This is a genomic window from Kribbella sp. CA-253562 (assembly GCF_050942265.1).
Taxonomy (GTDB): domain Bacteria; phylum Actinomycetota; class Actinomycetes; order Propionibacteriales; family Kribbellaceae; genus Kribbella.
In genome coordinates this window covers 7,360,411-7,375,353 of the sequence record NZ_CP192049.1, presented here as the reverse complement: position 1 = coordinate 7,375,353, position 14,943 = coordinate 7,360,411, and the positions used below count along the sequence as shown (strand labels likewise).

Here is a 14,943-nt window from a genome sequence, read left to right as displayed (position 1 = left end):
GCAAGCTAGCGCGCATGCGCCTACTCGCCGGCTTGTTGCTGCTCACCACGTCGTTGACCGGTGCCGGCGATCCCAGCACCGTCGTCCAGGGGTGGCAGAGCAGTCCGGTGTACGTCGAACCGTCGCAGCGGGCGCTGGTCCCCGACAAGGAGGCCCAGCGACTCGCTGAGCGGGTCGAAGGGCACGACCCGGGGATCCGGATCGCGGTGGTCCCGGCGGCTTCGCTCGGGACCACCGGGTCGCGAGAGCAGGCCGCCCGGGCCTACGTCGACCAGGTGGTGGACCTGCAGCGCCAGGACGGCGTCTACCTCGTCGTCTTCGGCGGAGCGATCACCTGGGGCAGCGCGGTCGGTGTGGACACGCCGATCGCCCGGATCCTCACCGACGAGCTGGGCAAGCACAGCCGCTCCGACCCGGTGGGGACGCTGGACGGAGTGCTCGACCAGATGGATGTGCCCGGCTCACCCAGTGGCGGCATCCCGACCTGGTTGCTGGTGCTGATCGTGCTGGTGGTCCTGGCCGCCGCGCTCGGCCTGGGGCTGCGATGGTGGAAGGCCCGGCCGGGCAAGGACGAAGGGCCCGCGCTCTACCGCCCGTCGTACGACGTACTGCCGGACGAGGCGGACACGTTGGCGGAGCGGCAGGCCTTGGCGCGCGAGGACGTGACCCGGTTCGGTGAGGAACTGGATGCCGCCGACGTGCGTCTGGACGTCGTGACGGCATCGACGGAGAGCGTGGCCACGGACGTGCAGGCGGCGATGGACGCGTACGCCGACGCGGGCCGGGTGGTCGATGCCGAGCCGACCGACGAGCAGTTGCGCGAAGTCCGGGCGACGGTGGAATACGGCCGCTGGCGCCTCGCCTGCGCCCAGGCGCTCGTCGCCGGTACGCCGAAGCCCGCGCGCCGGGCGTCCTGCTTCTTCGACCCGGCCCACGGAACCTCCGTGACGGACTGGATGTACACCCCACCCGGTGGCAAGGCACGCGAGGTGCCGGTCTGTGCCGCCTGCGCAACGCGCCTCTCGGGAGGAGCCCGATGACCAAGACCCGTTGGCCGGTACTGCTCGGTGTGCTCCTGCTGGCCGCTCTGCCGGTGACAGCCGAAGCTGCGACGCCCACTCCGACTCCCAGTCCTGGCAAGCCGAGCAAGACCCGGCCGACGTATCGCTACACCCCGCCGGACACCCAGGGTGACCGGAAGCGTGCGATGGAGAAGGCCGGTCAGTACATGGACAAGATCGCAGCGGGCCTGGGCGAGCCCGGTGTCCTGGTCGACTCGTCGGTGACGAAGCTGTCCGCGGCGGAGGCCGCCAGGCTGGACGCGGCCGCCAAGTCCGCCGCCGCACCGATGCGGATCGCGGTGATCCCGGCGTCGGCGATCAACGTCGGCTCTGGCTTTTCGTCCAGCACCAAGCTGGCCTGGACCGGTGAGGAGATCGCCGACCAGCTCTACGACCGGGTCGGTGTGGAGGGCGTGTACGCCGTCCTGGTCGATGCGCGGTCGGAGTCGTCCGGGCGCGGGTTCCACGCGGTGCAGCGGGCCGACAAGGGGCCGACGTACCACGTGGGGGACGCGGTCGACGAGGCCGTCGACTGCTGCGCGCCGGACTACGAGGAGATGCTCGAGCGGTTCATCCAGCGCGGGCAGGTGATCGACAAGCCCTTCTACGTTGACGCTGCGCCGTGGGCCGGCGGTGCCGCGGGACTTGCCGGGCTCTGGTGGGGCTTGACCGCGCTCGGCGCCCGCCGGGCCCGGCGAGCCGACGAGAAGCAGCACCTGGAGATCTCCCGCCCGTTGCTGAACGAGGAGATCATCGCGCTGTCGCAGCAGGTGTCCGCGCTGCCGACAACGCCGGATCCGCAGCAATCGAAGCTGTCGAAGGACGTGCTCGACACGGTGGAGAAGGCGCGGCACCGGCTGGACGCGGCGAAGGGCGACAAGGACACCGAGGCCGTGGCGACCCTGCTCGGCTCGGCCCGCTACGGGTTGCGGTGCCTGGACGCGCTGCGGGCAGGCAGGCCGGTGCCGGAGCCGACCGCGCCATGCTTCTTCGACCCGCGCCACGGTCCGAGCACCGGCTCGGCGAACTGGACTCCCGAGGGCGGCACCCAGCGGGCCGTCGACCTCTGCGCCGCCTGTGCGGCCCGACTGGCCGCCAACCAGCAGCCGGACATCCGGATGGTGACCGTGCGGGACCGGGCCCGGCCGTACTGGACGCTGGGGGAGGACCTGGCGTCGTACATCGACGGCTACTGGTCGACGGGTGACGGGCGCCGCTGGTGGTTCCCGGACGAGGACGCACGCCGGGCCGGCAACGAGATGCGCGCCCGGTGGGCTTCGCGGCGCGCAGGTGCTCGGCTCAGTCGCGCCGCCTCGAACGTCGGGTCGTCACTGGGCAGTTGGTCGTCTTCGTCCGACTCCTACGACTCGGACAGTGGTGGCTGGAGCTCGGGCTCGTCCCGGCGGCGGTCCTACTCGTCCCGCACGCGCAGCAGCGGCGGCGGCTCGAGCCGCCGGTCGTCCCGGCGCTCAGGTGGCTCCCGCGGCTTCTGACCAGCGCGCGCGGCTCAGTTGGTCAGCACGTCGGGGAGGTCCTCGGCGTGCAGGATCGCCAACGAGGTGACCGCACGGGTGAGGCAGACGTAGAGGCGCCGTAGTCCGGTCCGCTCGTCGGCCTCACCGGCAACGATGCCAGCCGGTTCCACCAGCACCACGTGGTCGAACTCGAGACCCTTCGCCAGCCCAGCCGGTACGACGTCCAGGTGGGTCTCCACGTCGTCCTCGTCACCGAGCACGGCGAACGTGAGTCCCTTGTCCTGCAGGGCTTTCCGCGTCGCCGGGACCAGGGCGTCAGGCACGATCAGCCCGATGGAGCCCGGCCGGGACGACACCTCCGCGACGGTGGAGACTGCGGCCGCCAGGCTGTCTGGCACGCGGGTGATGGTCAGCTCACCGCGCGCTCGTCGTACAGCGGTCGGCGGGGTGAGGTGCGGGGCGATCAGCGGGAGCAGACGGGCGGCGTACTCGATCACCTGGCCGGGGACACGGAAGCCGGCGGTCAGCTCCTCGGTGTGCGCGCCGGTCTTGCCCAGGTGTTTCAGCGCCTCGTCCCAGGACGGTGTAGCCCACGGCGTGGTGCCCTGGGCGATGTCACCGAGCACAGTCATCGAACCGGTCGAGCAGCGACGGCCGACAGCGCGCAACTGCATGGCCGACAGGTCCTGTGCCTCGTCCAGCACGACGTGGCCCAAGCTGGGTGTCCGGTCGACCAGGTCGGCGATCTCGTCGATCAGCGTGGCATCGGCGACCGACCACTTGGCGGCTCCGGCCGAGCGCGGAGCCTTCTCCCAGAGCAGGAGCCGCTGCTCGTCTTCGGTGAGGATGCCGTCCGCGTGCTCGGCCAGCAGATCCGGTTCGGTGAACAGGCGGAACAGCAGCTTCACCGGGTCGACGGCCGGCCACAGCGACTCGGCGTACTGCTTCACCGGGCGGCTCCGGGCGACGGCGTCCTGCACCCGGTCGTCGGGGGAGTCGCCGGCCGCCTCCATGCGCAGCAGTACGGCGTGGGCCAGGCGCTGCGGCAGCATGCTCCGGCCGGCGCCGTACCGGATGCCTCTGGTGCGCAGCTCGGTGACCAGCTCCTCCGCCTCGTACGCCGGGACACGCCAGCGGTGCGAGCCGCGCGGCACGACCAGCGACTCCTTCGGCAGCTGGATGCCCGACCAGACCGCCCGGTGCAGCACCTCGGCCATCCGGGCGTCGCCCTTGAGCACGTCGACCGCGGCCGGGCCCGGACCGGCGAGCTTCACCCGCGCGACCATCTCCTCGACCGTGGTCTGCTTCGCCTCGATCTCGCCGAGCGCCGGCAGCACGTCGCCGATGTAGCGCAGGAAGCTCGCGTTCGGCCCGACCACCAGGACGCCGGCCCGGCTCAGCTGGTCGCGGTACGCGTAGAGCAGGTACGCCGCGCGGTGCAGGCCGACCGCGGTCTTGCCGGTGCCGGGCGCGCCCTGGACGCAGATGGTGTCCTCGACCCCCGCCCGGACGATCACGTCCTGCTCGGGCTGGATGGTCGCCACGATGTCGCGCATCGGGCCGGAACGCGGCCGCTCGATCTCGGCGTCCAGGATGTCGCTGTGGTCGTCGGCGCTGCTCGCCGAGGTCAGGTCCTCGTCCTCGTACGCCGTCAGCTCGCCGTGCGTGAAACCGAACCGGCGGCGGTTGCGGACCCCCATCGGCTCGGTCTTGCTGGCCCGGTAGAACGGCACCGAGATCTCGGCCCGCCAGTCCACCACCAGCGGTTCGCCGTGCTGGTCGTTGACGTGCCGGCGGCCGATGTGGAACGTCTCGGTGGTCGGGGTCCGGTAGTCCAGCCGGCCGAAGAACAACGGCACCTCGGGGTCGTCCTCGAGTTCCTTCATCCGGCGGTAGATCGCGGCCTTGAGGAACTCGGCGTTCACCCGGTCGGCGCTGTGGATCTCCAGCGCGCCGGTCTTCTCGCGCATCACCGCGAGCGCGGCCCGAGAGGTCTTCAGGTAGTCCTTCTCGGACTGCAGCGTGTCGTCGGGATCGTCCGAGGGCATGACAGGACCTCCGCTAAGCGGTTCGACGTCAGGAGAGCCCGGCCACGTTACTTGACGCTCGCCAGCGGCGAAACCGAATTAACCGTCGCCGGCCGGTCGGCGCGCAGTCCGGGACGCAGCAGCAGCGGCAGGCTGACCGCCAGCAGGGCCAGCGCGACGAGTCCGTCGAGCCAGTAGTGGTTCGCTGTCACCACCACCACGCCGAACGTGATGATCGGGTGCAGCAGCCACAGCCAGCGCCACTTCGTCCGGGTGATCAGGATCATCGCCAGCGCGATCAGCGCGGCCCAGCCGACGTGCAGGCTCGGCATCGCGGCGAACTGGTTGGCCACGCCGTCGGAGTGGTCCGGTCCGTAGACCGACTGACCGAACAGCAGCCCGGTGTCGACGAAGCCCGGCATCATCCGCGGCGGGGCGAGCGGGTACGCGATGTGGCCGATCAGCGCGAGCCCGGTGAGCGACACCATCGTCCAGCGCACCCGCGGGTACGCCGTGGGTCGCCAGATGCTCAGCCAGAGCAGTACGACGGCGGTGAGCGGCGCGTGCACGGAGGCGTAGTACAGGTTGGCGCCCTCGACCAGTTGCGGAGCCTGCAAGGCGTGCTGCTGGATCGCCGCCTCGTTGGGCAGGTGCAGCCAGCGCTGCAGCGACAGGACCTGGTCGGCGTGCCCGAACGCGGAGCCGGTGTGCTTGGCGGCGATCTGGCGGCCGGCGCTGTAGACCAGGAAGAGCGTCGCCAGCAGGACTGCTTCCCGGACCACTCGCCAGACCACAGGACCCGCAGAGGATCGGTTCTGCGCCCGCCGTTCACGTAGCCCGACGGGCTCCAGTGCCTGTGTCCCCATAGCCTTCGACGGTACCGGCGGAAGCCTCCGGAATGGCCCAGGCTCGACCCTGATGTTGCCCTGGGCAACCCCCGAGCCACGGTCCGCTACCGGCCCGTCACCCCCTTTCCCGAACAACAACCCACGCCGGTCGCCGCGGAATTCCTGAATGACTCGCAGATCACAGTCACACTGGCTGGATGGGTGAACTCGTGGGCGTGCTGCTGGCAGCCGGAGCCGGGACCAGGCTCGGGATGCCGGGCGGTCTGATGCGTGCGGCCGACGGGACGCCCTGGGTGATCAGCACGGTCGGCGTACTGCGCGCAGCCGGGTGCGGCCCGATCGGTGTGGTCGTCGGAGCGGCTGCTCCGGACGTGGTCGCCCTGCTGGCCGGGGAGGACGTCACGATCGTCCCGTCACCGGACTGGTCCGACGGCCTGTCCAGGTCGGTCCGGGCCGGCTTCAGCTGGGCGGAGCAGACCGGTGCTCCTGCGGCGCTGTTCCACATGGTCGACCGGCCGGAGGTGAGCCCAGCGGTGGTCCGCCGAGTCATCGCCGGAGCACAGCACGCAAACCCGCTCGGCGGGAACCCGGCAACCACCGGTGCGGGCCCGGAAGTCAGCCCGGACTTGGCAACCACCGGAGTCCCCCAAGGCCCGGCGACCGCTGTGGCCCGGGCCGGGTACAACGGCCGGCCCGGTTATCCGGTCCTGATCGGACGCGACCATTGGGCCGGGGCAGCGGCCGCCGCGACCGGCGACCGCTCGATGGGTCCTTACCTCAAGCGAGTGCCCTGCCCACTCATCCCTTGCGACGACCTGCTCGGCTGAGTTTGCGGTACGCCGCGTACGCGCCGAGGCTCGCGGCGATCCACGGTCCCGCGACGACGAGGACGTCGAGCGGCTGGTGGACCAGGTCGACCCGCTGCTGACCACGGCGGGACTTGATCCCGTGGTGGGTGAACTCGGTCCGGATGCCGGTCTGGGTGATCGGGTTGTCCGGCCGCAGCGTCGCGAACGAGCGCAGCGTGCTGCCGAAGGCGTCCACCCGGTCGGCGGCGAGCAGCAGCAACCAGTGCGCGGCCCTGCCCTCGCTGTACTTGGCGTAGGAGAACCGGCGGATCGCGCCGGACACGCCGTGCGTCGGGCACGACGTACCGAAGACCGGGGTCAGGAACTCGTGCTCGATCGAGCGTTCCCGCGGCCGGTCCTCCGGCTGCCGCTCCGGGAAGTCCCAGTGCGCGCCGGACAGGTTCGGGTCGAACTGCTCCCGCGGAACCGACGGGCGGTCGGCCGGGTCCAGGTCGGCGCCCCAGCCGGGGATGCGCGCCCGGAGCTGCTCGCTCGACTCCTTGGCCGGCGGTTTCTGCGCGGTGTAGGCCATGGTCTGCTCCCGTCAGGTCAGGCGGCCGGGACGATCAGCGGCTTGATGCAGCCGTCGAGCTTGGCCGAGAAGATGTGGTAGCCGTCGGCGATGTGGTCCAGCGGGATCCGGTGCGTGACCAGGTCGCTGGGTTTGAGGTAGCCGTTGCGGACGTGCTCGAACAGTCGCGGCCACTGGCGCTTCACCGGGCACTGGTTCATCCGCAGCGTCAGTCCCTTGTTCAGCGCGTCGCCGAACTTCACCGCGCTGAACATCGGCCCGTACGCGCCCATCACCGAGACCGTGCCGCCCTTGCGCACCGAGTCGATCGCCCAGTTCAGTGCGATCGGCGAACCGCCCTGCAGCTTCAGCTTCGCGGCCGTCACGTGCTGCAGCAGGTTGCCGTCGGCCTCGGCACCGACCGCGTCGATCGCGACGTCCGCGCCGAGGTGGTCGGTGGTCTTTTTCATCTCGACCACGATGTCGTCGTACTCGGCGAAGTTGCGGGTCTCGGCCTGCGCGAACTCGCGCGCCTTCTCCAGCCGGTACTCCAGGTGGTCGATCACGATCACCCGGCCGGCGCCCATCAGCCAGGCCGACTTCGCCGCGAACAGCCCGACCGGGCCGGCGCCGAAGACCACGACGGTGTCGCCCTCGGCGATGTCGCCGAGCTGCGCGCCGAAGTACCCGGTGGCCAGGGCGTCGGTGAGCAGGACCGCGTCGTCGTCGTCCATCCAGGCCGGGATCGGCGACGGGCCGATGTCGGCGAACGGCACCCGGACGTACTCGGCCTGGCCGCCGTCGTACCCGCCGCAGGTGTGGGAGTAGCCGTAGATGCCGCCGACGGCGGTCGCGTTCGGGTTGACGTTGTGGCAGTTGGAGTACAGGCCGCGGGCGCAGAAGTAGCAGCTGCCGCAGTAGATGTTGAACGGCACCATCACCCGGTCGCCGACGCTGAGGTTCCGCACCGACGGCCCGATCTCGTCGACCACGCCGACGAACTCGTGGCCGAACGTGTGGCCGACCCGGGTGTCCGGCATCATCCCGTGGTACAGGTGCAGGTCGGAGCCGCAGATCGCCGCCCGGGTCACCCGCACGATCGCGTCGTTCGGGTGCTCGATCGCCGGCCGGTCCTTGTCCTCCACCCGGATCCGGTACGGCCCGCGGTACACCATCGCTCGCATCAGCGCCTCCACAAAGGGTTTGTCGGTGGAACGGTCAGCGCAGCAGGAGATTGAGCACGACCGTCAGGATCACGGAGGCGACGACCGAGAACAGGATCATCGCCAGGCAGCCGCCGGCACCGCCCGCGGGCCGGATCCGGACCGCGGACATCAGTCGTTCTCCTGCGTCGCCACGCGGGTCAGGATCGTCGAGGACAGCTGCAGCAGGTCGGCGCCGGCCAGCACGGTGAGCCCGGACGCCGCGAGGCGGGTCGCTCTGGGGCACAGCACCAGACCGGCCGTGTAGGTGGCGGCCGTCCAGACGGAGACGCAGAACGGGCAGGTGATCAGCTCACCGATCACCCGGCGGGCGCCGGTTCCCCGGGGTTCCTCGAGGGTCTCGGCCGGGCCACCCGGAGCGGCGTACTGGGTGAAGGGTGCTCGGAGCGGGCTGGTCACGGAGTTGCGGCTGACCAGCTTGCTGAAGCGGAACGTCGCGGCCGCGCCGACGACCAGATCCATCGGCTGGATCCGGCCGGGAAGATGCCGCCCGGTCGCCCGAGCGGTCACGGCCAGCGCGACGCCGTACGCCGCGAAGGCGCCCAGTGCGCCCAGGTAGCCGCGCAGTGATCGCTCCGGCCCGTACTGCTCGCTCTGGCGCTGCGCGGCACCCGCCAGGCGGCTGACCCAGGTGTCGTCCGCCTGCTCGGCGGTCCCCGTCTCGGCTGTCATGGACCCGAGGTACCCCGCCGCCATCGCGGGATGCGCGGCGGCGGGTCACATCCCTTGTGTTTCCTCAGGCGAAGAGGTTCTCCGCGTCCACGATCGTGTACGCGTAGCCCTGTTCGGCCAGGAAGCGCTGGCGGTGGGCGGCGAACTCGGCGTCGACGGTGTCGCGGGCGACGATCGAGTAGAACCGCGCGGTGCGGCCGTCACCCTTCGGGCGCAGGACCCGGCCCAGGCGCTGAGCTTCTTCCTGGCGGGAGCCGAACGTGCCGGACACCTGGACGGCGACCGACGCCTCCGGCAGGTCGATGGAGAAGTTCGCGACCTTGCTGACGACGAGCATGTTGATCTCGCCGGTCCGGAACGCCTGGAACAACCGCTGGCGTTCCTTCACCGTCGTCTCGCCCTTGATCACCGGGCATTCCAGCCGCTCGCCGAGCTCGTCCAGCTGGTCGATGTACTGGCCGATCACCAGCATCGGCTCGCCCTTGTGGTGCTCGGCGATCCGGCGGACCAGCCGCGACTTGGCCGGTGTCGACGCGGCCAGCCGGTACCGGTCCTCGGGCTCGGCGGTCGCGTAGACGAACCGCTCGGTCTGCTCCAGGTCGACCCGCACCTCGACGCAGTCGGCCGGCGCGATCCAGCCCTGCGCCTCGATGTCCTTCCACGGCGCGTCGTAGCGCTTCGGGCCGATCAGCGAGAACACGTCGCCCTCGCGGCCGTCCTCGCGGACCAGCGTCGCGGTCAGGCCGATCCGCCGCCGGGTCTGCAGGTCCGCGGTCATCCGGAAGATCGGCGCCGGCAGCAGGTGCACCTCGTCGTACACGATCAGGCCCCAGTCGCGGGCGTCGAACAGCTCCAGGTGCGAGTAGACGCCCTTCCGCCGGGTCGTCATCACCTGGTACGTCGCGATGGTGACCGGGCGGATCTCCTTGCGGGCACCGGAGTACTCGCCGATCTCGTCCTCGGTCAGGCTGGTCCGCTTGAGCAGCTCGTCCTTCCACTGCCGCGCGGACACCGTGTTGGTGACCAGGATCAGCGTCGTCGCCGAGGCCTGCGCCATCGCGGCCGCGCCGACGATCGTCTTGCCCGCGCCACACGGCAGGACGACGACGCCGGAGCCGCCGTGCCAGAACGAGTCGGCCGCCTGCTGCTGGTACGGCCGCAGGTCCCAGCCGTCCTTGACCAGCTCGATCTTGTGCGCCTCGCCGTCGACGTACCCGGCCAGGTCCTCCGCGGGCCAGCCCAGCTTGAGCAGGGTCTGCTTGAGGTGGCCGCGCTCCGAGGGGTGAACCAGCACGGTGTCGTCGTCGATCCGGTCGCCCACCATCGGCTTGACCTTCGCCGAGCGCAGCACCTCCTCCAGCACCGGCCGGTCCGTCGTCACCAGGACCAGTCCGTGCTGCGGGTGCTTCTCCAGCCGCAGCCGCCCGTACCGGTCGAGGGTCTCGGCGATGTCCACCAGCAGCGAGTGCGGGACCGGGTAGCGGCTGTAGCGCAGCAGTACGTCGATCACCTGCTCGGCGTCGTGCCCGGCGGCCCGTGCGTTCCACAGGCCGAGCGGAGTCAGCCGGTAGGTGTGCACGTGCTCCGGTGCCCGCTCCAGCTCGGAGAACGGAGCGATCGCCTTGCGGCAGTCGCTCGAGTCCGGGTGGGCGGTCTCCAGCAGCAGGGTCTTGTCGGACTGCACGATCAACGGACCGTCGGTCACGCCAGATCTCCCGTCAGATCGAGGGTCGGGCAGACAGCCTGCCCGACCCTCCATTGTGCCTCCTGCCGCAAACACCCCGGCTCAGCCGACCGGATCGGCCTCCAGAGCGGTTCTGCGACGGCACCGCAGGTCAGTCAGTTGACTTAAAGCAAGCGAGTCGGCAATCTGAAGCCGAACAACCGGGCGACAGTGGGGCATGGTGGGGCGATGGCGGTTCGCGCGCAGCAGACACGGGATCTGATCCTGGCCGCGGCCGAGCGGCTGTTCGCCGAGCACGGCGTCGGCACGGTCTCGAACCGGCAGGTCAGCGAGGCCGCCGGGCAGGGCAACAACACGGCCGTCGGCTACCACTTCGGCACCAAGGCCGACCTGGTCCGCGCGGTCGTCCGGCGGCACAGCGAGCCTATCGAGCAGATCCGCGCCCAGATGCTCGCCGAGCTTCCCGCCGATCCGCGGCTGGGCGACTGGGTCGGCTGCCTGGTCCGGCCGGTCCCGGAGTACCTGGGGACGTTGGGCAAGCCGACCTGGTACGCAAGGTTCGGCGCCCAGGCGATGACCGACCCCGCCCTGCGGCAGATCGTCGTCGACGAGGCACTGACGTCGCCCCAGCTCCAGCAGATTCGTGAAGGCCTGGACGCCTCTCTTCCCACCCTGCCGGCCAATGTCCGCGTCGAGCGCGGCGACATGGCCCGCCACCTCATCGTCCACACGTGCGCCGAGTACGAGCGCGCCGTCGCCGAAGGTCTTGCGACCCCGAGCCCGACCTGGCACCACCTGGCCACCAACCTGGCCGACGCGATCACCGGCCTCCTGCTGGCGCCGGTCACCACCTCGTGACCCCGCCGACGATCCGGAAGGTGACGGCCTTCATCACCCGCGACGACCAGCTCCTGGTCTTCCGCAAGCCGTTCCACCCCGGTACCGGCACGCAGCTCCCCGCGGGCACGGTCGAGCCCGGCGAGACTCCGGAGCTCGCCGTACTGCGGGAGGCCGAGGAGGAGACCGGCCGCTCGGGCTTTGCCGTACGGGCGCTGCTCACGCACCGGCTCGACGACATGCGGGTCTACGGCCGCGACGAGCTGCACGACCGCTGGTCGTTCCACCTGACCGCGCCGGCTGGTCTGCCCGCCACCTGGCGGCACGGGGAGTCCGACCCGTCGTCCGGCCCTGATTCCTACATCGCCTTCGACTTCTTCTGGATCCCACTGTCCGCAGCAGCCGACCACCTGCGCGCCGAGAACCACCCGGCCCTGCAGCACCTCCGCTGAGGTACGTTCGCCCGCATGTGGCGTGTGACGGGCCTGTTGTGGACTGGTGGAGCGCCGCACCTGGAGTGGTTCGGTACGACGGTGCGGCTCAGCCCGCTGCAGCTCGGTGCCGACCTGTCGTTCACGTTCGGGGCCGATCGCCGGTGCATCGGGATCTGGCGGTCGGGGCGGCGCTTGCCGTGCTCGACCTCGACCCTGCTGGCCGCGGCGAGCCGCAGTCCGCATTGTCCTGACTGCCAGGCGATGGAACGGTCCAACTCGATCGCCGCCGACACCCGGCTCGACGACCCGCGCTCGTTCTCGGTCTACCTCGCGCACCACGGGAGCGTTGTGAAGGTCGGCATCTCGGCCACCGAGCGCGGGGACGCCCGGCTGCTGGAGCAGGGCGCGCTGTCGTCCACCTTCATCTCCAGCGGCAGCCTGCTGGGAGCCCGGCGGATCGAGAACCTGCTGATGACCACGCTCGGGCTGCCCGACCGGGTGTCGACTACGCGGAAGCGAGCGGCCAGGGTGCATCCGGTCCCGGCTGCCGATCGTGAGGCCGCCTTGGCCGACGCGGTCTTGCGAGCTGGGGAGCTGCCGTGGCCTGAGGGACAGGAGCGCTGCGACTCGGGAGTCCGCGACCACACCGCGGCGTACGGGCTGCCGGTCGATGGGCTGCACCCGGACGTCGCACTGCGGTCACCAGCGCCTGGCAGCACTCTGACTGGTCAGATCGTCTGCACGATCGGGTCGGACGTCTACCTGAGGACGTCGGCCGGCCTGATCCTGCTCGACACGCATCTGCTGGCGGGCTGGGCGCTGGACCGGGCTGAGCCTGGTGCCGAGCTCACGGTTCCGTTGGAGCCGGTCGACGCCCCGCCGCCACCGGAGGTCGAGCAGGACGCGCTGTTCTGACCTCCGTGCCCGGGCCGCGTGGGACCGCGTCCGGGCCGCGTGGGACCGCCGCGCCCGAGTCGCCGCGGCTGGGCCGGGCGAGGGGTCCCCGGCTCAGACCGGCCGGGCGGTGGCGATGCGGTGCAGGGCGTACGTGCGCGGCTGGTCGGCGCCGTCGTCGTACGCGGTGAGCCAGCCGTCGGCGACGCGGACCGGCTCGACGACGCGTTCGGAGGCGTTGCCGTTGTGGTCGACGTACGAGATCCACGTGCGGCTGCTGGACTCGGCGGCGTTGGTGAGGATGCTGATCGTCTCGGCGGGAGCGCTCGGTTCCTGGCCTGCGTCCTCGGGGCGTTCCGCGGCCAGCCGGTCGCCGGTGCGGACCTTTTCGATGACGGCCTTGACCTGGTCCTCGGTGAGGTCGGTCGGGGTGTCGACGAAGTCCCGGCTGGTCCGGCGGCGCGGTGCGTCGCCGCGCCGCGCGGTCGCGGTGCTGAGCTGGACGACGCCGTCGAAGGTCTCGGCCAGCGGCGCCAGACCGGCTTCGCGAAGCCGGGCCAGGACCATGTCGGGCGGCGAGGGCGAGACGACGACCGTCGCGGCCAGGCGACGGAAGCGGACGCCGGGCAGGTTCGAGCTGAGCAGCTGGGTCAGCACGTCCTCGTCGTCACAGCGCAGGTACGTCGTGGCCGTGCCGATTCGCAGTACGCCGTGCCGCCGCGCGACGTCGTCGATCAGGTAGGTGAGCGGCTGCGGCACCGGCGTACGCGAGTGCTCGGCCAGCCACTTGTGCAACTGGTCGCTGGTCCGGCCGAGGTCGAACGCGCGGCGTACCGAGCTCTCGCTGAAGCGGTAGACCCCACCGCCACCGTGCGACTCCGCATCGGCCATCGCGGCCAGGTCGTCCTGGACCGAGCGCACCAGCGGACCGGGCGCGACAGCGGTCAGGTCGGCCTGCAGCAGGAACTCCGTCACCGGCGCGGGGACCATCGGCTCGATCGCCGCGGCCAGGTCCTCCACGGTCGGTTCTTCGCTCAGCAAGGCCCGCGCATGCGCGCCCAGAGAGCCGAGCCCGGTCACGCCCAGCAGAGCGGCCTCCGTCAGAGTCCACTCGACCAGGTCGTCCCGGAACTGCCCGCCTCGACGAGGCCGGTGCCACGCCACCCAGGTCACCACCGACTCGGTGGCGGGCGCTGAGCCCGGACCGGCCTGGGCCAGCGCCTCCAGCGTCAGCTGGCGGACCTCCGGTGCCAGCAGTCGCTCCAGGTCAGGCGCCAACGCGTTGACCAGTCGCTCGCGCGCAGCAGCGGTCGCGCCGCCACTGTCGCGACGGCCGATCAGTCCGATCGCCCGCAAGCCCGTGTACCAAGCGATGACCAGCTGGGCCCAGCGGTGCGCGGTGTCGAGCTCCAGCCAGTCGTCGTACGAACCAGTCGGGAGCCAGAGGTCGTTGGTCCCGACCTCGACGGAGGCGACCAGTCCGGCGGCGTACGCGATCTCCAGTACGGCGCCTGCCGTCTGCTCCTCCACACCGATCCGCCCGGCGAGCGCGCGCAGCTCACGGACGCCGATGCCGCCTGTCCGCAGTACCGGTGGCGGCTCGGTGCCCAGCTGCTCCAGCGCGCGGTCGACCAGGCGAACCAGGTCGAGCGCAGCGCCGGCAGCGGCCCGGTCGGCGATGGACGCCGAGACCTGCTTGCCGTCGAGCGGCGGGGGAGTCGGTCGGGTCGACGCCAGGACGCGTCCGCGCCGCAGGTGCAGACCGATCTGCCGAGGCAGTACGACGGTCGTCGGGTCCTTCGGTACGACGAGTCCGCGGGCCAGCAGGCGCTCCACGGGAGTCTTGGCCGAAGCGATCGTCACCGGACGCTCGGCCTTCTCCACCGTGCCGGTCGGCGGACCCCAGGTGAGCTTCGCGAGCACCTCCTGCGCCTCCGGCCCGGCCTCCTCGATCAGCTTGTCGAGGTCGCCGAAGTGCCGGGTCGTCACGGGACCCAGTCCGGCCGGTGTCGGGCCCAGCAGCTCGTGCACGGCTCGGATCGGGCGCAGGTCGTCCTCGGTGCCCCAGACCAGGGCCAGTGCCAGCAGCTCGGTCACGCGGGGCTGGACGACCTCGACCGGCTGGCCGACGCCGGCCGCGAGCGCGGCGAGGTCCACCGGCTCGGGCAGGGCCGACAGTGCTTCCAGCAGGTCGACGCCGAACTCGTCCAGCCGGTTGATCGCGCGGGCGGCGGAGGCGTTGGTCGTCGCTCGCGCCGCGAGCTGGCCGGTGTCGGCCGGGATCGGCGTCGCCAGATCGGGCCGGTGCCGCAGCAGGTGCCCGAGAGCAGCGTCGTCCCAGCTCCTCAGCGCCTCGGCGAGGGTACGTGGGCGGGTCCGCTCGGTGTTGCTCATCCCTCCAACCGTACGGCCATCGGTCCAGCCGGGAC

At 71.2% G+C, this 14,943-nt stretch carries 13 protein-coding genes; 6 read left to right on the top strand and 7 right to left on the bottom strand.

All coding sequences use genetic code 11. The annotated features are described in order from the left end of the window. Nucleotides 1–14: 14 nt before the first annotated feature. Together ACQPXM_RS34930 and ACQPXM_RS34925 are read left to right on the top strand one after the other, a co-directional pair. Nucleotides 15–1,040: a hypothetical protein gene (locus ACQPXM_RS34930; RefSeq protein WP_432942101.1), complete on the top strand. Its 1,026-nt coding sequence runs from the start codon at nucleotides 15–17 to the stop codon at nucleotides 1,038–1,040. Further along, a complete protein-coding gene (locus ACQPXM_RS34925; protein WP_432942098.1) occupies nucleotides 1,037–2,554 on the top strand; it encodes a hypothetical protein in 1,518 nt (505 codons plus the stop codon). Before ACQPXM_RS34930 ends, ACQPXM_RS34925 begins: the two co-directional genes overlap by 4 nt. Nucleotides 2,555–2,568: 14 nt before the next feature. On the opposite strand, the gene ACQPXM_RS34920 is transcribed toward ACQPXM_RS34925, so the two are convergent. Next, nucleotides 2,569–4,584: a HelD family protein gene (locus ACQPXM_RS34920; protein ID WP_432942095.1), complete on the bottom strand. Its 2,016-nt coding sequence runs from the start codon at nucleotides 4,582–4,584 to the stop codon at nucleotides 2,569–2,571. 47 nt (nucleotides 4,585–4,631) lie between these two features. Next, entirely contained in the window at nucleotides 4,632–5,345 is a 714-nt protein-coding gene (locus ACQPXM_RS34915; protein ID WP_432942092.1) for a phosphatase PAP2 family protein, read from the bottom strand. A gap of 263 nt (nucleotides 5,346–5,608) precedes the next feature. On the opposite strand from ACQPXM_RS34915, the gene ACQPXM_RS34910 reads away from it, so the two are divergent. Next, nucleotides 5,609–6,238: a nucleotidyltransferase family protein gene (locus ACQPXM_RS34910; protein WP_432942089.1), complete on the top strand. Its 630-nt coding sequence runs from the start codon at nucleotides 5,609–5,611 to the stop codon at nucleotides 6,236–6,238. On the opposite strand, the gene ACQPXM_RS34905 is transcribed toward ACQPXM_RS34910, so the two are convergent. The 4 genes from ACQPXM_RS34905 to ACQPXM_RS34890 all read right to left on the bottom strand — a co-directional run bounded on the left by ACQPXM_RS34905 (nucleotide 6,210) and on the right by ACQPXM_RS34890 (nucleotide 10,370). Next, the gene (locus tag ACQPXM_RS34905) at nucleotides 6,210–6,791 is read right to left on the bottom strand and encodes a hypothetical protein (protein WP_432942086.1); all 582 of its coding nucleotides are present in this window, start codon (nucleotides 6,789–6,791) and stop codon (nucleotides 6,210–6,212) included. The genes ACQPXM_RS34910 and ACQPXM_RS34905 overlap by 29 nt on opposite strands. Nucleotides 6,792–6,808: 17 nt before the next feature. Further along, complete coding sequence (locus ACQPXM_RS34900; RefSeq protein WP_432942083.1) at nucleotides 6,809–7,954, bottom strand: zinc-dependent alcohol dehydrogenase; 1,146 nt, start codon at nucleotides 7,952–7,954, stop codon at nucleotides 6,809–6,811. A gap of 150 nt (nucleotides 7,955–8,104) precedes the next feature. After that, nucleotides 8,105–8,665: a DUF1360 domain-containing protein gene (locus ACQPXM_RS34895; protein ID WP_432942080.1), complete on the bottom strand. Its 561-nt coding sequence runs from the start codon at nucleotides 8,663–8,665 to the stop codon at nucleotides 8,105–8,107. A 64-nt stretch (nucleotides 8,666–8,729) separates the two neighbouring features. Next, nucleotides 8,730–10,370: a DNA repair helicase XPB gene (locus ACQPXM_RS34890; protein ID WP_077015013.1), complete on the bottom strand. Its 1,641-nt coding sequence runs from the start codon at nucleotides 10,368–10,370 to the stop codon at nucleotides 8,730–8,732. 207 nt (nucleotides 10,371–10,577) lie between these two features. Here ACQPXM_RS34890 and ACQPXM_RS34885 point away from each other — a divergent pair, with 207 nt between their 5' ends. From ACQPXM_RS34885 to ACQPXM_RS34875, 3 genes are read left to right on the top strand one after another with little or no spacing between them, the layout of a single operon-like run. Then, complete coding sequence (locus ACQPXM_RS34885) at nucleotides 10,578–11,207, top strand: TetR/AcrR family transcriptional regulator (protein ID WP_432942076.1); 630 nt, start codon at nucleotides 10,578–10,580, stop codon at nucleotides 11,205–11,207. A 20-nt stretch (nucleotides 11,208–11,227) separates the two neighbouring features. Further along, complete coding sequence (locus ACQPXM_RS34880; RefSeq protein ID WP_432942073.1) at nucleotides 11,228–11,638, top strand: NUDIX hydrolase; 411 nt, start codon at nucleotides 11,228–11,230, stop codon at nucleotides 11,636–11,638. Between the two features lie 15 nt (nucleotides 11,639–11,653). Continuing rightward, entirely contained in the window at nucleotides 11,654–12,535 is an 882-nt protein-coding gene (locus ACQPXM_RS34875) for a DUF2797 domain-containing protein (RefSeq protein WP_432942070.1), read from the top strand. Between the two features lie 93 nt (nucleotides 12,536–12,628). Here the strand turns inward: ACQPXM_RS34875 and ACQPXM_RS34870 are convergent, their stop codons facing one another. Continuing rightward, a complete protein-coding gene (locus ACQPXM_RS34870) occupies nucleotides 12,629–14,908 on the bottom strand; it encodes a helicase-associated domain-containing protein (protein WP_432942067.1) in 2,280 nt (759 codons plus the stop codon). Nucleotides 14,909–14,943 lie beyond the last annotated feature (35 nt).